This is a genomic window from Massilia suwonensis (assembly GCF_042655665.1).
In the GTDB taxonomy this organism is placed as follows: domain Bacteria; phylum Pseudomonadota; class Gammaproteobacteria; order Burkholderiales; family Burkholderiaceae_D; genus Telluria; species Telluria suwonensis.
The window spans coordinates 259,026-285,707 of sequence record NZ_JBHSMR010000013.1; the positions used below are offsets into that span (position 1 = coordinate 259,026).

A 26,682-nucleotide genomic window follows, 5' to 3' on the forward strand; every position below is an offset into this window, starting at 1 on the left:
CATGGAACGCATCCTCATCATCGGCGCCAACGGCCAGATCGGCAGCGAGCTGGTTTCGGCCCTCGCGGAACAACACGGCGCCGCCAACGTCCTCGCCACCGACATCGGCGCCAACAACGTGTACGGCGCGGCGCGCTATGCCCAGCTCGACGTGCTGGACAAGGCGCGCCTGATGGCCCTGGTCGAGGAAGAGGGCGTGACCCAGGTCTACCAGCTGGCGGCCCTGCTGTCGGCCACCGGCGAGCAGGCGCCCCTGAAGGCCTGGACCCTGAACATGGACGGCCTGCTGAACATCCTGGAAGTGGCGCGCGAGCGCGGCGAAGCAGGCAAGCCTTTGAAGGTGTTCTGGCCATCGTCGATCGCCGCCTTCGGCCCGAACACGCCGAGCGAGAACACCCCGCAGTACACGGTGATGGACCCGACCACGATCTACGGCATCAGCAAGCTGGCCGGCGAGCGCCTCTGCGAGTACTACCACACCAAGTATGGCGTGGACGTGCGCAGCATCCGCTATCCGGGCATCATCAGCTTCAAGTCGCCTCCGGGCGGCGGCACCACCGACTACGCGATCGCGATCTTCCACTCGGCCCTGAAGGGCGAGACCTACGAATGCTTCCTGGGTCCGGACACCACGCTGCCGATGATCTACATGCCGGACGCGATCCGCGCCACCATCGAACTGATGGACGCGTCCGCTGAACAGGTCAAGATCCGTTCTTCGTACAACGTGGCCGGCGTCTCGTTCAACCCGCGCGAACTGGCCGCCAGCATCCAGAAAGCCGTCCCAGGCTTCGAGATCGCCTACAAGCCGGACAGCCGCCAGCAGATCGCCGACACCTGGCCGAAGAGCCTGGACGACAGCCGCGCCACAAGCGACTGGGGCTGGAAAGCGCGCGTCGGCATCGAAGAGATGGTGGCCAGCATGCTCGAGAATATCGACGTCAGCGTCACCGCGTAATACAAACAAAATAATAAAAAATCAAAGAGACAAGCTAAACATGGACATGAGTGTTTTCGATCTGTTCAAGATCGGTATCGGCCCGTCGAGTTCCCACACCGTGGGCCCGATGGTGGCGGCGCGCCGCTTCCTCGTCGAGTGCGGTCCGCTCGACGAGGCGGTGGGCGTCGAGGCCCATCTGTATGGCTCGCTGGCGCTGACCGGCGTCGGCCACGCCACCGACAAGGCCGTGATCCTCGGCCTGATGGGCGAAACCCCGCAGGACATCGATCCCGACACGGTCGAAGACAAGCTGGCCGAAGCGGAGCTGGACGGCGTGCTGCGCCTGCTGGGCACGAAGGAAGTGCCGTTCTCGATGAAGACCAACCTGGTCTGGCACAAGCAATCCACTTTGCCCGAGCACCCGAACGGCATGCGCTTCGTGCTGCAGCTGAAGGACGGCAGCGTCGTCGAACGCATTTTCTACTCGGTCGGCGGCGGCTTCATCACGGCCGCGGGCGAGACCCAGCGCGTGGCCGAACCGGGCAGCGTGCAGGTGCCGTTCCCGTTCACGACGATGGCCGAGCTGCTGGCCCAGGGCCATGAGCACAAGCTCTCGATCCCGCACATGCTGCGCGCGAACGAGCTGGCGCGCATGAGCGAAGCGGAGCTGGACGCGGGCCTGGACCGCATCTGGCAGACGATGCGCGACTGTATCGCGCACGGCCTCGTCACCCACGGCCAGCTGCCGGGCGGCCTGAACGTCAAGCGGCGCGCCGCGACCCTGTGGAAGCAGGCGCACTGCATCGAAGGCAAGCGCGTGAACGAGCTGCCGCACGACGCTACCCATCAGGTCACGCTGTACGCGATGGCGGTCAACGAAGAGAATGCGGCCGGCGGCCGTGTGGTCACGGCGCCGACCAACGGCGCGGCCGGCATCATCCCGGCGGTGCTGCGCTACTACGCCGAGGATTGCCGCCCACTCGACGCGGTGAAGGGCATCCGCGACTTCCTGCTCACCTCGAGCGCGATCGGCATGCTCTGCAAGCGCAACGCCTCGATCTCGGGCGCGGAAGTCGGCTGCCAGGGCGAAGTCGGCGTCGCCTGCGCGATGGCGGCGGCGGGCCTGGTGGCGGCGCTGGGCGGCAGCAACGAGCAGATCGAGAACGCGGCCGAAATCGGCATCGAGCACCACCTCGGCATGACCTGCGACCCGATCGGCGGGCTGGTGCAGATTCCCTGCATCGAGCGTAACGGCATGGGGGCGATCAAGGCGATTACGGCGGCCTCGCTGGCCTTGAAGGGCGATGGGACGCACTTCGTCAGTCTGGATAATGCGATCGAGACCATGCGGCAGACGGGGGCCGACATGCAGGTGAAGTACAAGGAAACGTCGCTCGGTGGGTTGGCGATTCACGTCGTGACCGTGAATCACGCGGCTTGTTGAGTGGAGATCTTCCGGCGTCGGCGATGTTGGTCGGGGTTGGTATATTCACCGGCATATCGGCGGGCATGCCCGCCCTACGATTTCACCCGAGACCGTGATGTAACGTAGGGCGGGCATGCCCGCCATGCAATGCATCGGCACCGCGCAGCCAACACCCAAAACCCGTCCGCAAACAGGATTCCGCCGCTCGCACTATAATAAAAGATCAACGCGAGCCCAACCGGATCATCCAAACATGCAATACGTGTCTACCCGCGCCACCCGTGCGTCCGCTTCCCGCAATCCCGAAACCTTCTCTTCGATCCTGCTCGGCGGCCTGGCCCCCGACGGCGGCCTGTTCATGCCGGCCGAATATCCGCGCGTCAGCGGCGAGGAATTGAACGCATGGCGCAAGCTGCCGTATGCCGAACTGGCCTACGAGATCCTGCGCAAATTCGCGACCGACATTCCCGAGGCCGACATCAAGGCGCTCACCGCCAAGACCTACACGGCCGATGTCTACCGCAACGCGCGCGCCGGCGAATCCGCCGCCGACATCACGCCGCTGCGCACCCTCGAAGAAGAGGGCAGCCAAGGTGTTGGAACTAAGCTCGTGCTGCAGGCGCTGTCGAACGGCCCGACCCTGGCCTTCAAGGATATGGCGATGCAGTTGCTGGGCAACCTGTTCGAATACGCGCTGGCCAAGAACGAGGACGAGCTGAACATCTTCGGCGCCACCTCGGGCGACACCGGCAGCGCCGCCGAATACGCGATGCGCGGAAAACGCGGCGTGCGCGTGTTCATGCTCTCGCCCGCCGGGAAGATGAGCCCCTTCCAGACCGCCCAGATGTTCAGCCTGCAGGACCCGAACATCTTCAACATCGCGGTGGAAGGCGTGTTCGACGACTGCCAGGACCTGGTGAAAGCCGTGTCGAACGACCTGTCGTTCAAGGCGCGCCACAAGATCGGCACCGTCAATTCGATCAACTGGGCGCGCGTCGTGGCCCAGGTGGTGTACTACTTCCGCGGCTACCTGGCCGCGACGACCGACAACAGCCAAAAGGTCTCGTTCACGGTCCCGTCGGGGAACTTCGGCAACATCTGCGCCGGCCACATCGCGCGCATGATGGGCCTGCCGATCGACAAACTGGTGGTCGCCACCAACGAGAACGACGTGCTCGACGAATTCTTCCGCACCGGCGTCTACCGCGTGCGCAAGTCCAGCGAGACCTACCATACGAGCAGCCCGTCGATGGACATCTCGAAGGCCTCGAACTTCGAACGCTTCATCTACGACCTGGTCGGCCGCGACAGCGAGCGCACCCACGCGCTGTTCCGCAAAGTGGAGACCCACGGCGGCTTCGACCTCTCGGGCGGCCCGGATGCGGACGGCGACGAATTCAAGCGCGTCGGCGAATACGGCTTCGTGTCGGGCAAATCGACCCACGCCGACCGCCTGGAGACGATCCGGATGGTGGCCGACGATTACGGCATCGTGATCGACACCCACACGGCCGACGGCATCAAGGTCGCGCGCGAGCACATGACGCCGGGCGTCACCATGATCGTATTGGAAACCGCGCTGGCGGCGAAATTCAACGAGACCATCCTCGACGCCCTGGGCACGGACGCCGAGCGCCCGGCCGGCTTCGAAGACATCGAGTCGCTGCCGCAGAAGTTCGTCCTGATGCGTCCGAACGTCGACGAGATGAAGACCTTCATCGCCGCGCACACGGGCCTGTGACGATGAGCGCTCAGGAGAAACCGGCGCCGCGTCCGATGCTGACGGTGCGCGAGGCGCTCGATACCTTGCTGGCTGCGGCGCGTCCGGTGGCCGGGATCGAAACGATTCCGACCCTGGAAGCCAACGGCCGCGTGCTGGCCGTCGACCAGGCTTCGACGATCGACGTGCCCTCGGCCGATAACACCTCGATGGACGGCTACGCCGTGCGCGCCTCTGACTGCGTCAACGGCGGCGCATCCTTGCGCGTAGCCCAGCGCATCCCGGCGGGCCAGGTGGGCGAGCCGCTGGAACCCGGCACCGCGGCGCGCATCTTCACCGGCGCCATGATTCCGGAAGGCGCCGACGCCGTCGTGATGCAGGAGCAGTGCGAACTGGCCGGCGACACGGTCACCATCCGCCACACCCCGAAAAGCGGCGAGTGGATCCGCCGCACCGGCGAGGACATCCAGGCCGGCGCCACCATCCTGAGCGCCGGTACCCGCCTGCGCAGCCAGGAGCTGGGCCTTGCCGCCTCCGTCGGGCTTGCCAGCCTGCCGGTGCGCCGCCGCCTGCGCGTCGCCGTTTTCTTCACCGGCGACGAACTGACCATGCCGGGCGAAGCACCGGGCGGCGTACTGGCCCCGGGCGCGATCTACAACTCGAACCGTTTTACCCTGCGCGGCCTGCTGGAGAACTTCGGCTGCATCATCAACGACTTCGGCATCGTACCCGATTCGCTGGACGCCACGCGCGCCACCCTGCGCGAAGCGGCGCGCGAGAACGACTTGATCATCACCTCGGGCGGCGTCTCGGTCGGCGAAGAGGACCACATCAAGCCGGCGGTGGAAGCGGAAGGTCAGCTGAACATGTGGCAGATCGCCGTCAAGCCGGGCAAGCCGCTGGCCTTCGGCGAAGTGCGCAGAGAAGAGGGCAGCGCGTTCTTCCTGGGACTGCCAGGCAATCCGGTGTCGAGCTTCGTCACCTTCCTGCTCTTCGTGCGCCCCTTCCTGCTGCGCCTGCAGGGCGTGAGCGGTCCGGTGGAACCGCGCGCCTGGCAGATGCGCGCCGACTTCACGCTGGCCAAGGGCGACCGCCGCAACGAATTCCTGCGCGCGCGCGTGAATGCCGGCGGCGGACTGGACCTGTTCCCGAACCAGAGCTCGGGCGTGCTGACTTCGACCGTCTGGGGCGACGGCCTGATCGACAATCCGCCGGGCCGGGCCATCAACGAGGGCGACATCGTGCGCTTCATTCCCTTCGCCGAACTCCAACACTAAAGCACCATGCATATCGAACTGCGATTTTTCGCGTCCGTGCGCGAAGCCCTCGGCATCGCCAGCGAACGCACCGAACTGCCGGAAGGCGTGAGAACCGTGGGCGCGGTGCGTGAGTACCTGGTGCAGCGCGGCGGCGTCTGGGCGGAAGCGCTCGGCCCCGAGCGCGCCCTGCGTATGGCCTTCGCACACGTGATGTGCGGACCGGAGACGGAAGTGAAGGACGGTGGGGAAGTGGCTTTCTTCCCCCCTGTGACCGGCGGCTGAACCCGGTAGTTTGTAGGGGTGGACCAGGCCAATGGCCTGGTTCACAGTTTCACCGGGCACTCCGTGCCCACGCGGTCGTACGCAAGCGTTCACCCGCGGCCTTGCTAAATCGCTCGTGCTGTCTCCGACAGTCGTATGGCCTCAGCGGACCTGCGAGCGGCCAATCAGCGCCGCGTATGCCAGAGGCGCGCGTACGGCGTGGGCACGGAGTGCCCACCCTACGGGAAAACCGCACCCGGTAGTTTGTAGGGTGGGCACTCCGTGCCCACGCGGTGGCACGCAAGCTTTCACCTGCAGCCGTGCTAAATCGCTCGCGCTGTCTCCGACAGCCGGCTAGCCTGGGTGCGTAGTTCTCGGAGAGCCTGCGAGCGGCCAATCAGCGCTGCGTATGCCGGAGGCGCGCGTACGGCGTGGGGCCGTTGAGGCCAATGGTCTCAACGGCGGTTTCACTACGGAGTGCCCACCCTACATTTATAGCGCAGCGATCGATTTCTCGGCCAGCGCCAGCAGCTTCGCACAGTTCTCGTTGCGCGCGCCGAAGGCGGCCCATGCAGTCGTGCGCGCCATCTCCTGCCATTTCTTGAGCGCTTCGGCATCCATGTCGACCACACGCGCACCGGTGCGCGAGTAGACGTTGGCCACCGCCGCGTCGTCGGCCTGGGCCATGCGCAGCGCGAACTGCTCGAGCTCGGCGCCGACCGCCATGATCGCGGACTGCTGGTCCTTGTGCAGGCGGTCGAACACGGTCTTCGACATCAGGAGGGGCTCGAGCATGAACCAGTAGCCGCCGCTGCGCGCCGTGGTGAGCGAGCGCGAGACGTCCTGCAGGCGGAAGGAAATCAGAGAGGTCGAGGACGTGAAGGCCGCGTCCAGGGCGCCGCTCTTCATCGCGGCGTGGATGTCGTTCGAAGGCACGTTGACGATGGTGGCGCCGGCTTCCTGCAGGATCAGGTCCATTTCGCGCGAGCCGCCGCGCACCTTCAGGCCGCGCGTGTCTTCGGGCGCCAGGATCGGCGTGCCGCGCGCGGCGACGCCGCCGGCCTGCCAGATCCAGCTGATCACCACCAGGCCCTGGTCGGCCAGGATGCGGGTCAGCTCCTGGCCCACTTCCGCATTCTTCCAGCCATAGCCCTGGCTGTACGAGGTCACCAGGCCCGGCATCAGGCCGATGTTCGCTTCCGGCGATTCGGCGGCCGCATAGGACAGCGGCACCAGGGCCAGCTCCAGGCTGCCTTTCTTCAGCGCGCCGAACTGGGCGTTCGGCGCCATCAGCGCGGCATTCGGATAGATCGAGAACTTCAGGCTGCCGCGGGTGCGCTTTTCCACGCTGGCCGCGAACATGCGGCACAGCCGGTCGCGGAAGTCGCCTTCCATCACGCTGCCGCCTGGGAACTGATGCGAGATCTTCATTGCCTGCGAAGCGGCCCAGGCATTGCCGAGCCACAGGGGACTGGACGCGATCGCGCCCAGCAGGGTTCTACGAGCCAAAAGCGGCCCTGTCTTCAACGACATATTCATCCTCCAAGATGAGTAAAACGACACTACCGGGCGGATCGTAAGAGCATCGAGGCCCTCATCGTCCGCGGATCAGTGCTTACAAGAATATTCTCTTGATAAAGCTTGTCAAGCAGTATCTTGTTTTCTTAACAAATGCACTGTGAATAACAGATGAGTATGCGGCCCGCCGCCAGGGGCAGGCCGGTACTCCATCAAGGAGGATGAGGGAACTTATTTGCGGTCGAGCGCGTCGCACACGCCACAGGCAATGTTGCGCTTCATGTTGCGGTAGCGGGTGCCGATGAAGAGGGCGGAAGCGACCGCGGCCCAGGCGGCGCCCGACAGCAGGGCGCGCACGAAGGTCTCGCCGCCCAGCATGTCGATGCCGACCAGCAGGGCGGTCATCGTGACGACGGCGATCAGGTACTGGACGATCCAGTGGCTCATGGGTGGCATGCTGTCTCCTTACAGTTTTTTCAGGAAAGTGCGCAGCGCGTCGTTCACTGCCGCCGGCTGGTCGATCATGGCAAAGTGGCGCGCGTTGTCGATTTGTACGACGTCCAGCTTCGGGGTGCCGGTCATCAGTTCCCGATAATACGCCACCTTGTCGCTGGCGGATATGCCTCCCTGCGCGGCGCTGTCAGGGCCGTAGAAGGGCGCGAGCACCAGTACCGGCGCCTGGATTGTCGAGAGGCCGGGCCGCAGGTCTTGCTCCATCACGGCGCCGACGTAGGCGGCCACCGCCTGCGGATCGCTGCGGCTGGTGAGCCGGGCGATGTCGTCTGCCTTGCCCATGTCGGTGCTGCCGATGGCGCGCATGTACTGGCGCTGCTGGGCGGCGAACGCGGGACCGGCGCTGGCGGCCATCTGGCGCCGCATGTTCTCGGCCATCGCCGCGCGCTGCTCCGGCGGCAGGTCTTCGGTACGCGGCATGACGGGCAGGCCGTCGATGGCGACCACGCCGCCGATCCGTTGCGGCATGTCCTCGGCGACGGCGATGGAGAGCGTGGCGCCCAGGCTATGCCCGACCAGCACCGGTTTCGCCAAACGGCGCGAGACGACTAGATCCTTCAACGCGTCCCTGGCGGCGTCGAACGGATTGCCCTCGACCGCAGGCCGGCCGTCGAAGCCGGGCAGGGTCACCACGTACACCGTATTCGTGCCGGCAAAGGCGCGCACCGTCTCCTGCCATACCCAGCCGCCGGTGGCCAGTCCTGGAATCAGGATCAGTGGGCGGCCGCCGCTGCCGTGGCGTTCGACCAGCATGCCCTTGATTTCGAAGCGCTCGGCCGGCGCGATGGCTTGCGCGAAGCGGTTCGGCTGCTGCTGCGGCTGCGCCTCGGCGGCGAAGGAAGGGACGGCTGCGGCAAACAACAGTGCAAACAATATGGACGCTTTCATGCTGGCTCCTGGTCGGGATTGAATATGGCTTCGATCGGTTGTTGAAACAGGCGGGCAATCGCAAAGGCGAGCGGCAGGCTGGGGTCGTAGCGGCCGGTTTCGATGGCGATCACGGTCTGGCGCGAGACGTCGAGCAGCTCGGCCAGGCGGGCCTGGCTCCAGCCGTGTTCGGCGCGCAGTTCCTTGATGTGGTTGTTCATCGGTCGAGTACCTTGCGGATCAGCTGCACCGCGGCCACCGACAGGCACAGGACGCACCAGACGGTGAACATGGAGAGCTTCGGGTAGCCGGCGGTCTCGAGGAAGCCGTAGCTGAAGGTCAGGCCGGCCGTGATCGCCGCGCCGAGGGAGACGTTTTCGAGCAGACGCATGCGGATGTACTCGTCGGCGCGCTGGAGGTGCCGCACGATGGCCCAGATCGCGGCGCCGAAGCCGATCATGGGACTGAGCAGGACGATGGTGCGCAGCACGCCCGGCGCCATCGGCCGCCCGAAGCGGATGGCCGCGATCAGGATGATGGTATAGAGCGCGATGGAAGCGATCAGCTCACGCATGTAGATCTTGGCGGCGCGTTTCTCGTGCACGGTAGTCTCCTCTGGTGTAAAGTCAACTTGACTGTAAAGTATGCTTTACATCGTAGGCGCGAAGGATTTCGGTGTCAAGCATCCTTTACATATATTCTTGCGCAGGCCAATCTGGACTACAATGCGCGTCCCGTTCCCGATTGGCCCAGCATGATCTCCACCGCGCAAACCTCTCCCCGTGTCGCCGTCATCGGCGGCGGCCCCGCCGGCCTGATGGCCGCCGAAGTCCTGGCCGCGGGCGGCGTACAGGTCGAGGTCTTCGATGCGATGCCCTCGGTGGCGCGCAAATTCCTGCTGGCCGGGAAGGGCGGCATGAACATCACCCACTCGGAGCCCTACGAGGACTTCGTGCGCCGCTACGGGGCGCGCAGCGGCGAGGTCGGCGCCTGGCTGGAAGGCTTCGGACCAGGCGCCGTGCGCGACTGGATCCACGGACTCGGGATCGATACCTTTGTCGGCAGCTCGGGGCGCGTCTTCCCGACCGAGATGAAGGCCGCGCCGCTGCTGCGCGCCTGGCTGCACCGGCTGCGCGAGGGCGGCGTGCGCTTTCACATGCGGCACCGCTGGCTGGGCTGGGATGGTAACAACCTGCGCTTCGCGACGCCGGAGGGCGAACGCAGCGAAGGCTTCGACGCCGTGCTGCTGGCCCTGGGCGGCGCCAGCTGGCCGCGCCTCGGGTCGGATGCGGCCTGGGTGCCGCTGCTGGCCGCGCGCAGCGTCGAGGTGGCGCCGCTGGTGCCGGCGAACTGCGGCTTCGATACCGACTGGTCGCCGCACTTCAGCGAGAAGCATGCGGGCGCGCCGCTGATCACGGTGGCGGTCGAGTACGAAGACCGCGCAGGGCAGCGCGCGCGGCGCCAGGGACAGTTCGTCGTGACCGCGACCGGGATCGAGGGCAGCCTGGTGTATGCCCTGTCGAGCGTGCTGCGCGACCAGATCGCGGCGCGTGGCCAGACGACGGTCTGGCTCGATCTCGTTCCCGATCTCGATGCCGAGCGGGTACGCGCCGAGGTGCTGCGGCCGCGCGGGTCGCGGTCGATGGCCAGCCACCTGCAAAGCCGGCTCGGGATCAAGGGTGTGAAGGCGGGCTTGCTGCGCGAATGCCTGTCTCAGGGCGAGTATCAGGACGAAGAGGTGCTGGCAGCCGCGATCAAGGCGCTGCCGGTCAGCTTGAAACGTCCGCGCCCGATCGAGGAGGCGATCAGCAGCGCCGGTGGCGTGCGCTTCGAGGCGCTCGATGCGAACGGCATGCTGCGCGCGGTGCCGGGCGTGTTCGTGGCGGGAGAGATGCTGGACTGGGAAGCGCCGACGGGAGGTTATCTGCTGACGGCCTGCTTCGCTAGCGGGCGCGCCGCGGCTGATGGTTTACTGCGGTACGTAGGGTGGACTACGTCCACGCGGTGATACGGGACGGATCCGGACTCGCGCTCGGTGATCTAGCCAATCAGTCTCGGCTCCGATTGCGTGCTCGACGGTTATCTTGGCGCGTATCACCGCGTGGACTCGGGAGTCCACCCTACGTCTATCTCACCTCTGGCATCACTCAGTGATCGAAGTGCACATCGCCACTACCCGTACGGCTGATGCTGCGCTCCGGCGGATTCCCATACACATCGATATCCCCGCTGCCGCTCACCGCCGCCGCCACGGTCGCATGCGCCGTGACGCTCGCATTCCCTGACCCGGTCTGGCGCACCTTCACCGCTTCCGCCCGCAGGCGCTGGGCGTCCAGCGTGCCCGAGCCGTTCGACACCGCCTCGAAGCTGCGCGCCGCGCCGGCCAGGGTGATGGTGCCGCCGCCCGTCAGTTCCGCTTCCACGCTGTCGCCGTTGCCGGCGTCGAGCGTCAGTTCGCCGGTGCCGTGCACGACGGCCTTGGCCTGGCGGTAGCGGCCGTTGAAGTCGACGCTGCCGGAGCCGTTCAGTTCCAGTTCGATGCGTTCGCCCGAAAAGCCGTTGATGCGGGTATCGCCGCTGCCGTCGACGCCGACGCGCTCCAGGCTCGGCAGCGTCAGTTCGACTTCGATCGGCTGGCGGTGGCGCAGCACGATGCCGCGGGTGCCGATGTGCAGCACGCGGCCGGTCTGGCTGGTTTCGATGTTGGCCAGCAGGCGCTGCTCGCCGCGCACCACCAGCGAAGCTTCGGCGCCGTAGCGCAGGCTCAGGTCGATCGGGCCGCTCAGTTCCACGGCGCGCACCTGGCGCGTGATGCTGCGGTTCTCGTCGCCGACCAGGCGGGTGCGGATATGGTCGTTGCTCGTCGCGCCGCCCTGGGCGCGCAGCATGCCGTAGGACAGTCCTATCAGCACGAAAGCGAGGAGCAGGAGGCCGAGGCCGACCTTGAACAGGGAACGCATGGTCTCTCCTCAGCTGCCCCGGAGCAGGGACATGTTCATTTGCAGGTAGCGCTTCACGCCCAGCGCGGCGTAGCGGGTGACGACGATCGAGACCAGGAACAGCACGATCCCGCCGAGCACCATCGACAGGCCGAGCACCGTCTGGGTGGCGCGCGATTCGTCGTCGACGTCGGTCGAGATGCGGATGCCGCTATTGGCCACGCGCTCCGCGCCGCGCATCACGCGCGAGCCTTCGCCGCTTTCGGAGTCGGCTTCGGCTTCCGGCTGCGGCTCCGAGGCCCTGTCCTGGCTGACCTCGATCCCGGTGTCGCCGATCGAGACCCGGGTGCGCACGCCGTCGCCGGCCTGGCCGTCGATCACGTGGCGCAGCGGCCCGTCGAGCACCAGTTCGTTGGCGCCGGCAAGGCCCGCCGCCGTGATCGCGATGCCGCCCACATAAAAGGCGAAGGCGCCGGCATACAGCGCCGCCAGCAGCGAGCCGAACACCGCCGCCGGGATCACCATGAACAGGTTGAAGATGAGCAGGCCCACCAGGGACACCAGCAGGCGCACCAGGTTGGCCGGGTTCTTCTGCTCCTTGAAGGCGTGCATGTGGGTGCTGGTGCGCAGGGTCAGGGCGACTTTGGTCGGGTCGTCCAGCTCGCGTGCGATCTCCAGCTCGGCACGGCCGGCAGCCATGCCGTCGACGAAGCGCTGTTCGTACCATGCGAGGGTCTTGGCCTGCAGTTCCGGCGGCAGGCCGAGCATGGCGCGCTTCAGCGCCTCCAGGTATTCGAGCTTGCCCATCGATCAGGCATGCCCCAGGTGCAGCATCGAGAGCAGGGCCGGTGCCGTGTGATTGGCGCGCGCGCCGAAGACTTCGGGCGCGACCAGCACCAGCGTGCTGGCGGCCACCAGGGCCAGCAGGAGCAGGGTGCGCAATCCGAGTTGGGGTGTCATGTGCATGTCCGTGATTCAGTATCCGATGCTGCTACTGTACGGATGCGGACTTGCCGCCGCCAGCGCCGTGCGACAGGCTGCCGTTTTCGCGGCCTGACCGGTTCCCACGCAGGATGACCGAGGCCGCGGCCTGGCCGCTGCGCACCGCCGACTCGAGCGTGGCCGGGTAGTCGCCGGCGGTATAGTCGCCGGCCAGCACCAGGCCGGGCAGCGGCGTCGCATTCCCTGGGCGCTGCAAACCCGGCGTGCAGGCGAAGGTGGCGCGCTTTTCGGTGATCACGCGGCTCCACTGCGGCGCCGCCAGGCCGAGGCCGGGGAAGGCCGCGTCCAGCTGGACGGCGATGGCGCGCGCCAGCTCGTCCTGGGCCAGCGCGGCAGCCGCACCGGCGGCGCTGACGACGACCGCCAGCAGGCCGGCCTGGGCCGCATCGAGCTGGCCGCGGTCGAAGGCGAACTGGCCGAAATGCCGCTGTTCGGGAGCGTCGAGCAGGGCGCAGAAGGGCAGCGGCAGGCGCAGGCCCGGGTCGTATTGCAGGTAGCAGGTGGCGATCGGTTCGTACTCGAAGGCCTGCAGCTGCTCCGCCAACTGCGCCGTCTCGGGGAAGGGCGCGAGAAGAAAGCCCGACTGGGCGGCCGGCGTGGCCAGCACGACGGCGTCGAATACGCGCTCGTCGGCGCCGGCAGCCGCGACCGACCAGCCATCGCCGCTGCGCTGCAGGGCGGCCGCCTTAAGACCAGTCAGGACGCTGCCGCCGTTCGCGGCGAGATAGCGCGCCGCCGCCTGCGGAAACAGGGCGCTCAGTTCCAGGCGCGGGATCAGCATGTCGGATGCCGCCCGCTTCGCGCCCAGGCTGTCGCGCAGCACGGCCAGGAAGACGTTGGCGGAGGCGCGTTCGGGCGGGGTGTTCAGGGCCGCCAGGCACAGCGGATCCCACATCAGGCGCTGCAGGCGCGCGGTCTGCTCGAAGCGCTCGAGCAGGGTGCGCACGCTGACGTCGGTGTCGAGGCGCCAGCCCATCCAGCGCGCGGCGGTCCAGAAGCGCGCCAGCGCCAGCTTGTCCGCGCGCGCCAGGCCCTTGGCGCGCAGCAGCGCGATCGTCATGTGCCAGGGTGCGGGCAGGCGCGGCGCCACGAAATCCATGCCGCCGCTGTGTTCCGGGTAGCGCATCTGCAGCGGCAGGCGCAGCAGGGCGGTCTTCGGATCGACGCCGACCCGGCTCAGGAGACTCAGGGTTTCCTTGTAGGCGCCGAGCAGGATGTGCTGGCCGTTGTCGAGCAGGCGGCCATCGATATCGACGGCGCGCGCGCGTCCGCCCAGGGTGCGCGCGGCTTCGAACAGGGTGACCTGCACGCCCTTGCGCGCCAGTTCGACGGCCGCGGCGCAGCCGGCCCAGCCGCCGCCAATGACGGCGACCGCCTTTTTAGTTACGGACATAGGTCTTCCACGCCAGCCAGAGCTTGCGCAAGGGCGTCAGCGAGATGCGCTGGTTCAGGACGTGGAAGTTGTCGCGGGCGATTTCGTCGAGGAGGGTGCGGTAGATCGCCGCCATCATCAGGCCGGGACGCTGGGCGCGCCGGTCTTCCTTCGGCAGCAGGGCCAGGGCCTCGTCGTACATCGCCTGCGCGCGCTCGGTCTGGAAACGCATCAGCGCCTCGAACTTTTCGCTGTGGCGCGCATTCATCAGGTCGGCCGCCGTCACGCCGAACTGCTGCAGCTCGTTGACGGGCAGGTAGATGCGGCCGCGGCGGGCGTCGTCGCCGACGTCGCGGATGATGTTCGTCAGCTGGAACGCCAGGCCCAGCTTCTCGGCATACTGCAGGGTCTGCGGATTCGTGTAGCCGAAAATGCTGGCCGACAGGATGCCGACCACGCCGGCCACATGCCAGCAGTATTTACGCAGGCCCGGATAATCGAGGTAACGGCTCTGGTCGAGGTCCATCTCCATGCCGGTGATGATCGCCTGCAGGTGCTCCTCTTCGAGCTTGTAGACATCCAGGTGGGGTTTGAGCGCCTGGGTCACCGGATGGGTCGGCGTGCCCTTGTACATGGTCGAGACTTCGGTGCGCCACCAGGCCAGCTTGATTCGCGCCAGCGAGGCGTCGCTCGCTTCGTCGACGGTATCGTCCACTTCGCGGCAGAACGCGTACAGGGCCGTGATCGCACGGCGGCGCTCGGGCGGCAGGAACAGGAAGCTGTAATAGAAGCTGGAACCGCTCTGGACAGTCTTTTGCTGGCAGTATTCGTCAGGAGACATGTAAAAAAGGCAATGGCAGGGGATGCGAATCCGCTATCTTAGCCGATGCGCGTCGCTGCCGGGTCCGCTTGACGGGTTTTTTCCTACATGCGCAGCGCGCGCCAGACCATCAGAACATAATCGGACTTGCCGAGTTGGGGCCGGCGCCGGAAGACATCGTACTGCGCTTTTTCGATGCGCTCGAGGATGCGCAGGCCGCCCTGGATCACCAGCCGCAGCTCCCAGCCGATGCGTCCGGGCAGCCGGGTGGCGAGCGGGGCGCCGGACAGCATCAGGGCGCGGGCGCGCTCGACCTCGAATGCCATCAGGGCGCGCCAGGCCGGGGTATCGGCCTGCGCGACGATATCGGCTTCAGGCACCCCAAAACGCTGCAAATCTGCCAAAGGCAGGTAGATGCGGCCCTTGCCGATGTCGATGCCGACGTCCTGCCAGAAATTGATCAGCTGCAGGGCGGAGCAGACGGCATCGGCCTCGCGCAGGTTTTGCTCGCCCCCGACGCCGTACAGCGCGAGCATCAGCCGACCGACCGGATTAGCCGAGCGGCGGCAATAGTCGAGCAAAGAAACATAGTCCGGATAGCGCGTCGTGACCACGTCCTGGCGAAAGGCCGACAGCAGGTCGCGCAGCGGCGGCAGGTCGAGCCGGTACTGGGCGACGACCGCGGCCAGGCGCGCGAACATCGGGCGCTCCGGCGTGCGGCCGGCTGCGATCGCGTCCAGGGCCGCTTCGTATTCGCCCAGTTCCGCCAGGCGCTGGGCCGGCAGGGCATCGCCCTCGTCGGCGACGTCGTCGGCGCCGCGCGCGAAGGCATAAATCGCTTCTACGGCCGGCACCAGGCGGCGCGGCAGCAGGATGGAAGCGACGGGGAAATTTTCGTAATGCTCGACGGCCATGCGATCGACAATGACCGGTCGGCCATTTCTAAAATGTATGCGCGACATTATAAGGGTCGCCGCTTGAGGAGGGCCCCGATCCGCACGATACTGGTTAAGAGAGCACGCCGTCCCACCGAGAGGGAGAATGCCGTGGCTACCTTGATCCGTCCGCGCTGGCCGAAGGCCGCGCCCTTCATGCTGCTGTACGCCCTCCTGCTGGGCGCGTGCTCGAAACAGGAAGCCGGCACCGAGCCCGTGCGCCCGGTGCGCGTCGCGGTGCTCGGCCAGGCGCCGTTCCAGGCCAGCGCCGAGTTCGCGGGCGAAGTGCGCCCGCGTTACGAGTCCCAGCTGGGCTTCCGGGTGGCTGGCAAGATCGCGGCCCGCGAGGTCGACGTCGGCACCACGGTGCGGCGCGGCCAGGTGCTGATGCGGCTCGACCCGCAGGACTTGCGGCTGGCGGCCAGCCAGGCCCAGGCCAGCTTGCGCGCGGCCGAGACCAGCCGCGACCTAGCCGATGCGGACTATGCGCGCTACCAGGAACTGCGCGCACGGAACTTCGTCAGCGAGTCGGTGCTCGACACCAAGCGCGCCGCCCTGCGCGCGGCGCGCGCCGAGGCCGAGGCCGCGCGCGCCGCTTTTCAAAGCCAGGCCAACCAGGCGGACTATGCCAGCCTGCGGTCCGACGTCGACGGCGTCGTGACCGGCATCGAGGCCGAGGCCGGCCAAGTGGTGGCGGCCGGCACGCCGGTGGTACGCGTGGCGCGCCTGGATGCGCTGGACGTCGTGATCGGGATTCCGGAAGACCGTGTTGGGGGCTTGCGCACCGGAGACCAAGTGGCGGTGCGGCTCTGGGCCGAGCCGGAGGAAGCGATTCCCGGCCGCGTGCGCGAAGTGTCGCCGGCGGCCGACCCGGCCACCCGCACCTATCCGGCGCGGATCGCCATCCCGCCGCGCTCAGGGGTGCGCCTGGGGATGACGGCCACGGCGCAGGTGGCCGCAAGCAGCGGCGCCGGCCTGCGCGCGCCCTTGAGCAGCCTGCACTACGAGGGGGCAAGACCGGAGTCTGGCTGGTGGAGCGTGGCGCGGTGCGCCGGGTGCCCGTGCAGGTCGTCGGCCAGGTGGGCAACGACGTGCTGCTGGGGACGGGCGTGCAGGACGGCCAGGCCATCGTCACGGCCGGCGTCAACCTGCTGCGCCAGGGCCAGAAGGTGCGCATCCTGCAGGCCGACGTGGCACGCCGCGGCGATACCGAGGTGGCTGCCGGCAGCGTGCCGATAGGGCGCGCTGGAGGTGCGCGATGAGCGGCTTCAACCTCTCGCGCTGGGCGCTCGAACACGTCCCGCTGACCCGCTACCTGATGGCGGCGCTGCTGATCGGCGGCATCCTTAGCTACAAGGTCCTCGGCCAGGACGAGGATCCGCCGTTTACCTTCCACGTGATGGTGGTGCGCGCCATCTGGCCGGGCGCGACCGCGGTGCAGATGGCCGAGCAGGTCACCGACAAGCTCGAGCGCAAACTGCAGGAAACGCCCTACCTCGACCGCCTGCGCAGCTTTTCCAAGCCCGGCGAAACCACCATCCTGGTCGAACTGCGCGAGTCGACGCCGCCACGCGACGTGCCCGCTTCCTGGTACCAGGTGCGCAAGAAGATCGGCGACATCGCCGCTACCCTGCCGCAGGGCGTCCTCGGGCCCTTCTTCAACGACGAGTTCGGCGATACCTACGGCTCGATCTTCGCGCTGTCCGGCGACGGCTTCACCTATGCCGAGATGAAGGATTACGCCGATTTCGTGCGCCAGGCGCTGCTGGCGGTACCGCTGGTGGCCAAGGTCGAACAGTTCGGGGTGCAGGACGAGCAGGTCGACATCGTGTTCTCGAACCGGAAGTTCGCGCAGCTGGGCATCCCCTTCGAGCAGGTCGTGAACCAGCTGGCCACCCAAAACAACGTCGAGGCCGCAGGCGTGCTGGTCACGCCCGGCGACAACCTGCACGCCAGGGTCGGCGGGGCGATCAGGAAGCTGGGCGAGCTGGAGGACCTGCAGCTGCGCGCCGGCGGCACCACCTTCCGCCTGGGCGATTTCGCCACCGTGCGCCACAGCTACCGCGATCCGCCGGCGGACAAGATGCGCTTCAACGGCAGGGAAGTGATCGGCCTGGGCGTATCGATGGAGAAGGGCGGCAACATCATCCGGATGGGCGAGGCGCTGGCGGCGACGCTGGCCCGCGTGCGCGCCCAGTTGCCGGTCGGCATCGAGCTGGAACAGGTGGCGGACCAGCCGCGCGCCGTGACCAGCTCGGTGAACGAATTCATCCACACCCTGATCGAAGCGGTCGTGATCGTGCTGGCCGTCAGTTTCCTGGCGCTGGGCCTGCATACCCGGCCCAGATTGCGCCTCGACGTGCGTCCCGGGCTGGTGGTTGCGATGACGATCCCGCTGGTGCTGGCGATCACTTTTCTGTTCATGCGCATCTTCGACATCGCCCTGCACAAGATTTCGCTGGGCGCGCTGATCATCGCACTCGGGCTGCTGGTGGACGATGCCATCATCGCCGTCGAAATGATGGTGCGCAAGATGGAGGAGGGCCTGTCGCGCCTGGACGCGGCCACCTTTGCCTACACCTCGACCGCGATGCCGATGCTGACCGGGACCCTGATCACGGCTGCGGGCTTCCTGCCGATCGGCCTGGCGAAGTCGGCGGCGGGCGAATACACCTTCACGATGTTTTCGGTGAACGCGATCGCGCTCCTGGTGTCGTGGGTGGTGGCGGTGACCTTCACGCCCTACATCGGATTCCTGCTGCTCAGGCCCAAGCCGGGCGCCAATGCGCACGGGGTATTCGACACGCCCGGCTTCCAGCGCTTTCGCCGGCTCGTGAACTGGTGCGTGGACTACCGCAAGACGACGATCGCGCTGAGTCTGACCGTATTCGCGCTGGGCGTGTTCGGCTTTCGCTTCATCGAAAAGCAGTTCTTTCCCGATTCGAGCCGGCCGGAACTGATGGTGGAAATGTGGCTGCCGGAAGGCACCAGCTTCGCGGCCAACGAGGCGCTGGCGAAAAAGTTCGAAACCTTTGTACGCGGGCAGCAGGGCGTCGAGAGCGTCACCACTTATGTCGGCACCGGCAGCCCGCGCTTTTACCTGCCGCTCGACCAGATCTTTCCGCAGTCGAACGTGTCGCAATTCGTGGTGCTGCCGGTTGACGCGGCGCACCGCGAAAGGCTCAGACGCGCCATCGAAGACGTGTTCGCGAACGACTTTCCCGAAGCGCGCGGGCGCGTCAAACTGCTGCCGAACGGACCGCCGGTGCCGTATCCGGTGCAGTTCCAGGTGGCCGGCCCCGACATCGGCGTGGTGCGCGCCGTGGCCGGGCAGGTCAAGGAGGTGCTGCGCGCCAATCCCAACGCGGTCGGCGTCAACGACAACTGGAACGAGCCGGTCAAGGTGCTGCGCCTGGACCTCGACCAGGACAAGCTGCGCGCCCTGGGCGTCAGCTCGCAAGGGGTGCGCCGCGCGGTGCAGACGCTGTTGACGGGTACCCGGATCGGCCAGTTCCGCGAAACGAACGAGCTGATCGACATCGTCGTGCGCCAGCCGTTCGAGGAGCGCGCGACGATCGGCGTGCTGCAGGACCTGAACGTGGCCACCGCCTCGAACCGCCCGGTGCCGCTGGGGCAGGTGGCGCGCATTGGCCTGGCCTGGGAGCCGGGCGTGATCTGGCGCGAGGGGCGCGAGTGGGCGATCATGGTGCAGTCGGACGTGGTGGCCGGCATCCAGGGACCGACCGTCTCGGAGCAGGTGAGCGCCAGGCTCGATCCGATCCGCGCCCGGCTGCCGGCCGGCTACCGCATCACGCTCGAGGGCGCCGCGGCCGACAGCTCGGAGGCGGAAGCTTCGATCACGGCCAATGTGCCGCTGGTGCTGTTCATCGTGTTCACCCTGCTGATGCTGCAGCTGCACAGCTTCTCGCGGGCCATGCTGGTCTTCCTTACCGGGCCGCTGGGCGTGGCGGGAGCGGCGATGGCGCTGCTGATACTGGACCGGCCCTTCGGCTTCGTCGCCAACCTCGGGGTGATTGCGCTGTTCGGGATGATCATCCGCAACTCGGTGATCCTGGTCGACCAGATCGAGCACGACATCCGCGCCGGGGCCGAGCCCTGGGATGCGATCGTCGAGGCGGCGGTGCGGCGCTGCCGGCCGATCCTGCTGACGGCGGCTGCGGCGGCGCTCGCCATGATTCCGCTGTCGCGCTCGGTGTTCTGGGGGGCCGATGGCGGTGGCGATCATGGGTGGGTTGCTGGTGGCGACCGCGTTGACGCTGCTGTTCCTGCCGGCCTTGTATGCGGCGTGGTTCAGGGTTAGGAAACCTGTCCGGTAGACGCGTCTCGATTGGCATGCGTCGTAACGCGTGGAGTCGGGACTCCACCCTACGATTCGCGCAATGCGTAGGGTGGAGTCCCGACTCCACGCGCTTCACCGGCCGAGGAATCGCGCCGCCTGACATATATGTATATGAGCCACGCCCCGCACCTTATAAAAATCACTCCTGTAGTGTCAGAAAATCCAGTAAAATACCGGGTTGAAGTTGTAGCCCCTAAACAATGGAGTGCAGGGCGGCCGGTTTCTACTGTCGGGCGCCCTTTGTTTTTGTGGCAATATGCAATCCTGCGCGAGGATGGCGAAATTGGTAGACGCACCAGGTTTAGGTCCTGACGCCAGCAATGGTGTGGGGGTTCGAGTCCCCCTCCTCGCACCACGAATAATTATTTTTTTGGACGATTTTTACGATGGCAACTGCAGTCGAAACCCTGGACAAACTCGAGCGTCGCTTGACGATCACTTTTCCGCTGAGCGACGTCCGTTCGGAAGTTGAAAAACGCCTCAAGAAGCAGGCCAAGACCGCCAAGGCGCCTGGTTTCCGTCCGGGCAAAGTGCCTCTGAAAATGGTCGCAGCCCAGTATGGCTACCAGATCGAATCGGACGTGCTGAACGACCGCGTCGGCCGCGCTTTCAACGAAGCCGCCAACGAAAACCAGCTGCGCGTTGCCGGTTTCCCGAAAATCGAGCCGAAGCAGGACGCACCGGAAGGCATGCTGGCTTTCGACGCGACCTTCGAAGTGTTCCCGGAAGTCGTCATCGGCGACCTGGCCAACACCGAGATCGAAACCGTCAAGGCCGAGGTCTCGGACACCGAGATCGACAAGACCATCGACATCCTGCGCAAGCAGCGCGTGCACTACCACACCAAGGGTGAGGCAGGCGAGCACGGCGACGGCGGCGAAGCCATCGCCGCCAACGGCGACCGCGTGACCGTCGACTTCGTCGGCACCATCGACGGCGTGGAATTCTCGGGCGGCAAGGCGGAAGACTACGCATTCGTGCTCGGCGAAGGCCGCATGCTGCCGGAATTCGAATCGGCAACCGTGGGTCTGAAAGTGGGCGAGAGCAAGACCTTCCCGCTGCCTTTCCCTGAGGATTACCACGGCGCCGACGTCGCCGGCAAGACCGCCGAGTTCACCATCACGCTGAAGAAGCTGGAATGGGCGCACCTGCCGCAAGTCGACGAAGAGTTCGCCAAGTCGCTGGGCATCGAAGACGGCTCGATCGAAAAAATGCGCGCCGACATCAAGACCAACCTGGAGCGTGAAGTCAACGCCCGCGTCAAGGCCCGCAACAAGGAAGCCGTGATGGACGCCCTGGTCAAAGTGACCGAGATGGACGTGCCGAAAGTCATGATCCAGCAGGATTCCGAGCGCCTGGCCGAGCAGACCCGCCAGGACATGGCCCAGCGCGGCATGGACGTGAAGAGCCTGCCGTTCCCGGCCGACCTGTTCGCCGAAAAGGCCGAGCGCCGCGTGCGCCTGGGTCTGATCCTGTCGCAACTGGTCCAGGACAACAACCTGCAAGCAACGCAAGAGCAGGTGAAGGCCCAGATCGAAGACTTCGCGCAGAGCTACGAAGATCCGAAGGAAGTCCTGAAGTACTACTACAGCGACCGTCGTCGCCTGGGCGAAGTGGAAGCCCTTGTATTGGAAGAAAACGTCGTTAACTATGTGCTTGGCAAGGCGAAGGTCGCCACCAAGGACGTCGCCTTCGACGAATTGATGGGCAGCAACCCACAGGGTTGAGCTTGAGGGTAGGCTCGGTTACTTGAGCCTACCGTTGCAGCCCCGTTTTTAGCCCTCTTACAAGGAACGAGACAGGTATGAACCGTAATCCGGCATTGGACACCCAAGCACTCGGCCTCGTGCCGATGGTAGTTGAGCAAAGCGGCCGTGGCGAACGCGCGTACGACATTTACTCGCGTCTGCTCAAGGAACGCGTGATTTTCCTGGTCGGTCCTGTCAACGATCAGATGGCCAACCTGATCGTCGCCCAGATGCTGTTCCTGGAAAGCGAGAATCCGGACAAGGACATCTCGCTCTACATTAACTCGCCTGGCGGCTCGGTTTCGGCCGGCCTGGCCATCTTCGACACGATGAACTTCATCAAGCCCGACGTGTCGACCCTGTGCACGGGCCTGGCGGCTTCGATGGGCGCCTTCCTGCTGGCGGCCGGCGCCAAGGGCAAGCGTTTCTCGCTGCCGAACTCGCGCGTCATGATCCACCAGCCGTCCGGCGGTTCGCAGGGCATGGCTTCGGACATCGAAATCCAGGCCAAGGAAATCCTGTACCTGCGCGAGCGCCTGGCACGCATCATGGCCGAGAACACCGGCCAGAGCGTCGAGCAGATCCACAAGGATACCGACCGCGACCGCTTCATGTCGGCCGAGGAATCGGTCGAGTATGGCCTGATCGACCGGGTGCTGACCAACCGCGCCTAAGCGCTTGAGCCACCACAAGGTGTTGCTTAAAAAACGCCCGGGCGCAAACACGTTCGGGCGTTTGTTTTTTATTTCGGGTAGCATGGTGGTGTACGCATGCGTTGTCGCGTCCGCGCATTCCCGTTATATTCGCGTTTATATTTCCAGTACTTAATGAGACCTGCCCCCCATGTCTGACAAAAAATCCTCCAGCGGCGAAAAGCTCCTGTACTGCTCGTTCTGCGGCAAGAGCCAGCACGAGGTCAAAAAGCTCATCGCGGGACCTTCGGTGTTCATCTGCGACGAGTGCATCGACCTGTGCAATGACATCATCCGCGACGAGACCTCGAACGTGGAATCGGTGGCGGGCGCCAAGTCCGACCTGCCGACCCCGCACGAAATCGCCGAACTGCTCGACCAGTACGTGATCGGGCAGCAGACCGCCAAGCGCATCCTGTCGGTGGCGGTGTACAACCATTACAAACGCCTCAAGCACCTGGGCAAGAAGGACGACGTCGAGCTGGCCAAGAGCAACATCCTGCTCGTCGGCCCGACCGGTTCCGGTAAAACCCTGCTGGCCCAGACCCTGGCGCGCATGCTGAATGTGCCCTTCGTCATCGCCGACGCCACCACGCTGACTGAAGCGGGCTATGTGGGCGAAGACGTCGAGAACATCATCCAGAAGCTGCTGCAGAGCTGCAACTACGAGGTCGAGAAGGCCCAGCGCGGCATCGTCTACATCGACGAGATCGACAAGATTTCGCGCAAGTCCGACAATCCGTCGATCACCCGCGACGTCTCGGGCGAGGGCGTGCAGCAAGCCCTGCTGAAACTGATCGAAGGCACAATGGCGTCGGTGCCGCCGCAGGGCGGGCGCAAGCATCCGAACCAGGACTTCGTCCAGATCGACACGACCAACATCATGTTCATCTGCGGCGGCGCCTTCGACGGCCTGGCCAAGATCATCCAGAACCGTTCGGAAAAGAGCGGCATCGGCTTTGCCGCCAGCGTGAAGAGCCAGAGCCAGCGCTCGAACAGCGAAATCCTGCTCGAAGCCGAGCCGGAAGACCTGATCAAGTTCGGCCTGATCCCGGAACTCGTCGGCCGCCTGCCGGTCGTCGCCACCCTGAGCGAGCTGACGGAAGAAGCGCTGATCCAGATCCTGATCGAGCCGAAGAATGCGCTGATCAAGCAGTATTCGAAACTGCTGGAAATGGAAGGCGCGGAACTGGAAATTCGTCCAGCCGCACTGCACGCGATTGCGAAAAAGGCATTGGCGCGCAAAACCGGTGCCCGTGGCCTGCGTTCGATCCTGGAACACGCGCTGCTCGACGTGATGTACGAATTGCCGAATCAGCAAAACGTCGTGAAAGTCGTGGTTGATGAAAATACGATCACGAACGGCGCGAAACCTTTGCTGATTTACAGCGAAACCGCAAAAGCCTCCGGAGAAAATTAAAAAATATCCGCGCGGAAACCACAAAAGCACTTGTGCGCTGGGAGCTTGGCGGTACAATTTACCTCAATAAAAGCATCCGGCTTCAATCGAAAAGCCACTCGTGACGCCCCGTCACGTAGTGGCTTTTTTATTTCAAATCGGGATTTTTATTGGAACGTCCAGATTGCATTTCGCGAAGTTGTTTTTTTATTCGTAGAAATAAATTCGGGACGGTCTTGAGTTTTAACCGTGTGCGCCCAACATCCGTTACACGCTTTTTATAAGGTATACCATGACAACTTCGAAATTAACCGAGCAAACGACGCTGCCCCTCCTGCCGTTGCGCGACGTGGTCGTGTTTCCCCATATGGTAATACCCCTGTTCGTTGGCCGCCCGAAATCGATCAAGGCGCTCGAAGCCGCGATGGAGCAGGGCAAGAGCATCATGCTCGCTGCCCAGAAGGCGGCTGCCAAGGACGAACCTTCCGCCGCTGACATCTACGAGATCGGCTGCGTCGCGAACATCCTGCAAATGCTGAAACTGCCCGACGGTACCGTGAAGGTGCTGGTCGAAGGTTCGCAACGCGCCCGTATCGACCACATCAGCGATGCGCCGACCCACTTCGTCGCCGAGCTGACCCCGTTGCGTTCGGAAATCGGCGACGATTCCGAAGTCGAGGCGATGCGCCGTGCGATCGTCCAGCAGTTCGACCAGTACGTCAAACTCAACAAGAAAATCCCGCCCGAGATCCTGGCTTCGCTGGCCGGCATCGACGACGCCGGCCGTCTGGCCGACACCGTGGCCGCCCACCTGCCGCTCAAACTCGAGCAGAAGCAAGTCATCCTGGAAATCTTCAACGTCGCCAAGCGCCTCGAGCACCTGCTCGGCCAGCTGGAAGGCGAACTCGACATCCTGCAGGTCGAGAAGCGCATCCGCGGCCGCGTGAAGCGCCAGATGGAAAAATCGCAGCGCGAGTACTACCTGAACGAGCAGGTCAAGGCCATCCAGAAGGAACTGGGCGAGGGCGAAGACGGCGCCGACATCGACGAGCTCGAGAAGAAGGTGATCGCTGCCAAGATGCCGAAGGAAGCCCTGGACAAGGCGACCGCCGAGATCAAGAAGCTGAAACTGATGTCGCCGATGTCGGCCGAAGCCACCGTCGTGCGCAACTACATCGATACCCTGGTCTCGCTGCCATGGAAGAAGAAGTCGAAGGTCACCAACGACCTGTCGAACGCCGAGAAGGTGCTGGAAGCCGAGCACTACGGCCTGGAGAAGATCAAGGAACGCATTCTGGAATACCTCGCGGTCCAGCAGCGCGTCGACAAGCTGAAGGCCCCGATCCTGTGCTTCGTGGGTCCTCCGGGCGTGGGTAAGACCTCGCTGGGCCAGTCCATCGCCCGCGCCACGAACCGCAAGTTCGTGCGCATGGCCCTGGGCGGCGTGCGCGACGAAGCCGAGATCCGCGGCCACCGCCGTACCTACATCGGCTCGATGCCGGGCAAGGTGCTGCAGTCGCTGGCGAAAGTCGGCGTGCGCAATCCGCTGTTCCTGCTCGACGAGATCGACAAGATGGGCGCGGACTTCCGCGGCGATCCGTCCTCGGCCCTGCTGGAAGTGCTGGATCCGGAACAGAACCACACCTTCTCGGACCACTACCTGGAAGTCGACTTCGACCTCTCGGACGTGATGTTCGTGGCGACCTCGAACTCCTTCAACATCCCGCCGGCACTGCTGGACCGGATGGAAGTCATCCGCCTCTCGGGTTACACCGAAGACGAGAAGACCAGCATCGCGCAGCGCTACCTGCTGCCGAAGCAGGTCAAGGCGAACGGCCTGAAGGACGGCGAGATCAAGGTGGAAGAGTCGGCAATCCGCGACATCATCCGCTACTACACCCGCGAAGCCGGCGTGCGTTCGCTCGAGCGTGAAATCTCGAAGATCTGCCGCAAGGTCGTCAAGATGCTGCTGTTGAAGAAGTCGGAAAAGGCCGTCGTCGTCAGCAACAAGAACCTGGACAAGTTCCTGGGCGTACGTCGCTACGATTTCGGCGTGGCCGAGAAGGAAAACCAGGTCGGCCAGGTGGTCGGTCTGGCCTGGACCGAGGTCGGCGGCGACCTGCTGACGATCGAAGCCGTGAACGTGCCGGGCAAGGGCGGCATCATCCGCACCGGTACCCTGGGCGACGTGATGAAGGAGTCGATCGAGGCGGCGCGCACCGTGGTGCGCTCGCGTGCCCAGCGCTTCGGCATCAAGGCGGAAGCGTTCGAAAAGAGCGACATCCACATCCACGTGCCGGAAGGTGCGACGCCGAAGGACGGTCCGTCCGCCGGTATCGGCATGACGACGGCGCTGGTGTCGGCCTTTACCGGCATCCCGGTGCGCGCCGACGTGGCGATGACGGGCGAGATCACGCTGCGCGGCGAAGTGCTGCCGATCGGCGGCCTGAAAGAGAAGCTGCTGGCGGCGCATCGCGGCGGCATCAAGACGGTCCTGATCCCCGAGCAGAACGTGAAGGACCTGGCCGAGATTCCGGACAACGTCAAGAACAAGCTCGAGATCGTGCCGGTACGCTGGATCGAGAAGGTGCTGGAAGTGGCGCTGGAACGGCAGCCGGAAGCGATCGTCGACGTGCCGGCCGTGTCGGTGACGCCGGCGCCGTCGACGGACGGCCAGGAAGGCGTGGTCAAGCACTGATCGCTGTGACGTCATAAAGGGCGCCCTGCGGGGCGCCTTTTTTTCGCCCATGCGTGAACGGAAATGCCCGCGCCACATCGGCGAAAGCCAATAAATCACCATATTGAAGCATTCACGGATGAATGTTGCTTGACAGAAGCAAACGCCCCTTGTTTAATACGCGCTTGCACTTTTTGCAGGAAGGCGCAGCGCCGCAGCGCCAGGAACGAAAGA

Annotated in this window: 22 protein-coding genes, 1 tRNA gene and 1 pseudogene; 13 read left to right on the forward strand and 11 right to left on the reverse strand. The window is 65.3% G+C overall.

Annotation, left to right across the window (positions count from 1 at the left end):
- Position 1: 1 nt before the first annotated feature.
- From ACFPQ5_RS09050 to moaD, 5 genes are all read left to right on the forward strand, one after another.
- Positions 2-958, forward strand: a complete 957-nt coding sequence (locus tag ACFPQ5_RS09050) for an NAD-dependent epimerase/dehydratase family protein (protein ID WP_379753838.1) — start codon at positions 2-4, stop codon at positions 956-958.
- A gap of 40 nt (positions 959-998) precedes the next feature.
- On the forward strand, positions 999-2,384 hold the full coding sequence (locus ACFPQ5_RS09055) for an L-serine ammonia-lyase (protein WP_379753841.1): 1,386 nt from the start codon (positions 999-1,001) through the stop codon (positions 2,382-2,384).
- A gap of 235 nt (positions 2,385-2,619) precedes the next feature.
- Positions 2,620-4,107, forward strand: coding sequence for a threonine synthase (gene thrC / locus ACFPQ5_RS09060; RefSeq protein ID WP_379753844.1), 1,488 nt, complete (start codon positions 2,620-2,622; stop codon positions 4,105-4,107).
- Positions 4,108-4,109: 2 nt separating this feature from the next.
- Positions 4,110-5,363: a molybdopterin molybdotransferase MoeA gene (locus ACFPQ5_RS09065; RefSeq protein ID WP_379753847.1), complete on the forward strand. Its 1,254-nt coding sequence runs from the start codon at positions 4,110-4,112 to the stop codon at positions 5,361-5,363.
- A 6-nt stretch (positions 5,364-5,369) separates the two neighbouring features.
- The gene (gene moaD, locus ACFPQ5_RS09070) at positions 5,370-5,627 is read left to right on the forward strand and encodes a molybdopterin converting factor subunit 1 (RefSeq protein WP_379753850.1); all 258 of its coding nucleotides are present in this window, start codon (positions 5,370-5,372) and stop codon (positions 5,625-5,627) included.
- Positions 5,628-6,098: 471 nt separating this feature from the next.
- Here the strand turns inward: moaD and dctP are convergent, their stop codons facing one another.
- The 5 genes from dctP to ACFPQ5_RS09095 form a co-directional block, all read right to left on the reverse strand.
- Positions 6,099-7,139, reverse strand: coding sequence for a TRAP transporter substrate-binding protein DctP (gene dctP / locus ACFPQ5_RS09075; protein ID WP_379753853.1), 1,041 nt, complete (start codon positions 7,137-7,139; stop codon positions 6,099-6,101).
- Positions 7,140-7,355: 216 nt separating this feature from the next.
- Positions 7,356-7,580, reverse strand: a complete 225-nt coding sequence (locus ACFPQ5_RS09080) for a hypothetical protein (RefSeq protein ID WP_379753856.1) — start codon at positions 7,578-7,580, stop codon at positions 7,356-7,358.
- Positions 7,581-7,589: 9 nt separating this feature from the next.
- On the reverse strand, positions 7,590-8,525 hold the full coding sequence (locus ACFPQ5_RS09085) for an alpha/beta fold hydrolase (RefSeq protein WP_379753859.1): 936 nt from the start codon (positions 8,523-8,525) through the stop codon (positions 7,590-7,592).
- On the reverse strand, positions 8,522-8,725 hold the full coding sequence (locus ACFPQ5_RS09090) for a helix-turn-helix transcriptional regulator (protein ID WP_379753862.1): 204 nt from the start codon (positions 8,723-8,725) through the stop codon (positions 8,522-8,524). The genes ACFPQ5_RS09085 and ACFPQ5_RS09090 overlap by 4 nt, the downstream gene beginning before the upstream one ends.
- Positions 8,722-9,108 (reverse strand): hypothetical protein, encoded by a 387-nt coding sequence (locus ACFPQ5_RS09095; protein WP_379753865.1) that lies wholly within the window; start codon positions 9,106-9,108, stop codon positions 8,722-8,724. Before ACFPQ5_RS09095 ends, ACFPQ5_RS09090 begins: the two co-directional genes overlap by 4 nt.
- 150 nt (positions 9,109-9,258) lie before the next feature.
- Between ACFPQ5_RS09095 and ACFPQ5_RS09100 the strand changes: the two genes are divergently transcribed.
- Positions 9,259-10,512 (forward strand): TIGR03862 family flavoprotein, encoded by a 1,254-nt coding sequence (locus tag ACFPQ5_RS09100; protein WP_379753868.1) that lies wholly within the window; start codon positions 9,259-9,261, stop codon positions 10,510-10,512.
- Between the two features lie 139 nt (positions 10,513-10,651).
- On the opposite strand, the gene ACFPQ5_RS09105 is transcribed toward ACFPQ5_RS09100, so the two are convergent.
- The 6 genes from ACFPQ5_RS09105 to hpnC form a co-directional block, all read right to left on the reverse strand.
- Positions 10,652-11,464, reverse strand: a complete 813-nt coding sequence (locus ACFPQ5_RS09105; RefSeq protein WP_379753871.1) for a GIN domain-containing protein — start codon at positions 11,462-11,464, stop codon at positions 10,652-10,654.
- A 9-nt stretch (positions 11,465-11,473) separates the two neighbouring features.
- The gene (locus ACFPQ5_RS09110) at positions 11,474-12,250 is read right to left on the reverse strand and encodes a DUF1700 domain-containing protein (RefSeq protein WP_379753874.1); all 777 of its coding nucleotides are present in this window, start codon (positions 12,248-12,250) and stop codon (positions 11,474-11,476) included.
- Between the two features lie 3 nt (positions 12,251-12,253).
- Positions 12,254-12,403, reverse strand: coding sequence for a hypothetical protein (locus ACFPQ5_RS09115; RefSeq protein ID WP_379753877.1), 150 nt, complete (start codon positions 12,401-12,403; stop codon positions 12,254-12,256).
- A 31-nt stretch (positions 12,404-12,434) separates the two neighbouring features.
- Positions 12,435-13,838: a hydroxysqualene dehydroxylase HpnE gene (gene hpnE, locus ACFPQ5_RS09120; RefSeq protein WP_379753879.1), complete on the reverse strand. Its 1,404-nt coding sequence runs from the start codon at positions 13,836-13,838 to the stop codon at positions 12,435-12,437.
- On the reverse strand, positions 13,825-14,658 hold the full coding sequence (gene hpnD / locus ACFPQ5_RS09125; protein ID WP_379753882.1) for a presqualene diphosphate synthase HpnD: 834 nt from the start codon (positions 14,656-14,658) through the stop codon (positions 13,825-13,827). Before hpnD ends, hpnE begins: the two co-directional genes overlap by 14 nt.
- Positions 14,659-14,741: 83 nt before the next feature.
- Positions 14,742-15,551, reverse strand: a complete 810-nt coding sequence (hpnC, locus tag ACFPQ5_RS09130; protein WP_379753885.1) for a squalene synthase HpnC — start codon at positions 15,549-15,551, stop codon at positions 14,742-14,744.
- 132 nt (positions 15,552-15,683) lie between these two features.
- Between hpnC and ACFPQ5_RS09135 the strand changes: the two genes are divergently transcribed.
- From ACFPQ5_RS09135 to lon, 7 genes and pseudogenes are all read left to right on the forward strand, one after another.
- Positions 15,684-16,811, forward strand: coding sequence for an efflux RND transporter periplasmic adaptor subunit (locus tag ACFPQ5_RS09135; protein WP_379753887.1), 1,128 nt, complete (start codon positions 15,684-15,686; stop codon positions 16,809-16,811).
- A gap of 19 nt (positions 16,812-16,830) precedes the next feature.
- Positions 16,831-19,909 (forward strand): annotated as a pseudogene (locus tag ACFPQ5_RS09140) (efflux RND transporter permease subunit).
- A gap of 291 nt (positions 19,910-20,200) precedes the next feature.
- Positions 20,201-20,287: transfer RNA gene (locus ACFPQ5_RS09145), tRNA-Leu, on the forward strand.
- Positions 20,288-20,318: 31 nt separating this feature from the next.
- A complete protein-coding gene (gene tig, locus ACFPQ5_RS09150) occupies positions 20,319-21,659 on the forward strand; it encodes a trigger factor (RefSeq protein ID WP_379753890.1) in 1,341 nt (446 codons plus the stop codon).
- Between the two features lie 77 nt (positions 21,660-21,736).
- The gene (gene clpP, locus ACFPQ5_RS09155) at positions 21,737-22,354 is read left to right on the forward strand and encodes an ATP-dependent Clp endopeptidase proteolytic subunit ClpP (RefSeq protein WP_136218280.1); all 618 of its coding nucleotides are present in this window, start codon (positions 21,737-21,739) and stop codon (positions 22,352-22,354) included.
- A gap of 169 nt (positions 22,355-22,523) precedes the next feature.
- A complete protein-coding gene (clpX, locus tag ACFPQ5_RS09160) occupies positions 22,524-23,792 on the forward strand; it encodes an ATP-dependent Clp protease ATP-binding subunit ClpX (RefSeq protein WP_379753894.1) in 1,269 nt (422 codons plus the stop codon).
- Positions 23,793-24,063: 271 nt separating this feature from the next.
- Positions 24,064-26,469, forward strand: coding sequence for an endopeptidase La (gene lon / locus ACFPQ5_RS09165; RefSeq protein ID WP_379753897.1), 2,406 nt, complete (start codon positions 24,064-24,066; stop codon positions 26,467-26,469).
- Positions 26,470-26,682: the final 213 nt, after the last annotated feature.

Excerpts from the sequence above, each read along its gene's own strand:
- lon (WP_379753897.1), top strand. The coding sequence starts at position 24,064 with ATGACAACTTCGAAATTAACCGAGCAAACGACGCTGCCCCTCCTGCCG.
- hpnC (WP_379753885.1), bottom strand. The coding sequence starts at position 15,551 with ATGGCCGTCGAGCATTACGAAAATTTCCCCGTCGCTTCCATCCTGCTG.
- ACFPQ5_RS09100 (WP_379753868.1), top strand. The coding sequence starts at position 9,259 with ATGATCTCCACCGCGCAAACCTCTCCCCGTGTCGCCGTCATCGGCGGC.
- dctP (WP_379753853.1), bottom strand. The coding sequence starts at position 7,139 with ATGTCGTTGAAGACAGGGCCGCTTTTGGCTCGTAGAACCCTGCTGGGC.
- ACFPQ5_RS09110 (WP_379753874.1), bottom strand. The coding sequence starts at position 12,250 with ATGGGCAAGCTCGAATACCTGGAGGCGCTGAAGCGCGCCATGCTCGGC.
- clpP (WP_136218280.1), top strand. The coding sequence starts at position 21,737 with ATGAACCGTAATCCGGCATTGGACACCCAAGCACTCGGCCTCGTGCCG.
- clpX (WP_379753894.1), top strand. The coding sequence starts at position 22,524 with ATGTCTGACAAAAAATCCTCCAGCGGCGAAAAGCTCCTGTACTGCTCG.
- ACFPQ5_RS09090 (WP_379753862.1), bottom strand. The coding sequence starts at position 8,725 with ATGAACAACCACATCAAGGAACTGCGCGCCGAACACGGCTGGAGCCAG.
- ACFPQ5_RS09050 (WP_379753838.1), top strand. The coding sequence starts at position 2 with ATGGAACGCATCCTCATCATCGGCGCCAACGGCCAGATCGGCAGCGAG.
- ACFPQ5_RS09055 (WP_379753841.1), top strand. The coding sequence starts at position 999 with ATGGACATGAGTGTTTTCGATCTGTTCAAGATCGGTATCGGCCCGTCG.
- hpnD (WP_379753882.1), bottom strand. The coding sequence starts at position 14,658 with ATGTCTCCTGACGAATACTGCCAGCAAAAGACTGTCCAGAGCGGTTCC.
- ACFPQ5_RS09085 (WP_379753859.1), bottom strand. The coding sequence starts at position 8,525 with ATGAAAGCGTCCATATTGTTTGCACTGTTGTTTGCCGCAGCCGTCCCT.
- tig (WP_379753890.1), top strand. The coding sequence starts at position 20,319 with ATGGCAACTGCAGTCGAAACCCTGGACAAACTCGAGCGTCGCTTGACG.
- ACFPQ5_RS09065 (WP_379753847.1), top strand. The coding sequence starts at position 4,110 with ATGAGCGCTCAGGAGAAACCGGCGCCGCGTCCGATGCTGACGGTGCGC.
- ACFPQ5_RS09115 (WP_379753877.1), bottom strand. The coding sequence starts at position 12,403 with ATGACACCCCAACTCGGATTGCGCACCCTGCTCCTGCTGGCCCTGGTG.
- hpnE (WP_379753879.1), bottom strand. The coding sequence starts at position 13,838 with ATGTCCGTAACTAAAAAGGCGGTCGCCGTCATTGGCGGCGGCTGGGCC.
- ACFPQ5_RS09080 (WP_379753856.1), bottom strand. The coding sequence starts at position 7,580 with ATGCCACCCATGAGCCACTGGATCGTCCAGTACCTGATCGCCGTCGTC.
- moaD (WP_379753850.1), top strand. The coding sequence starts at position 5,370 with ATGCATATCGAACTGCGATTTTTCGCGTCCGTGCGCGAAGCCCTCGGC.
- ACFPQ5_RS09105 (WP_379753871.1), bottom strand. The coding sequence starts at position 11,464 with ATGCGTTCCCTGTTCAAGGTCGGCCTCGGCCTCCTGCTCCTCGCTTTC.
- thrC (WP_379753844.1), top strand. The coding sequence starts at position 2,620 with ATGCAATACGTGTCTACCCGCGCCACCCGTGCGTCCGCTTCCCGCAAT.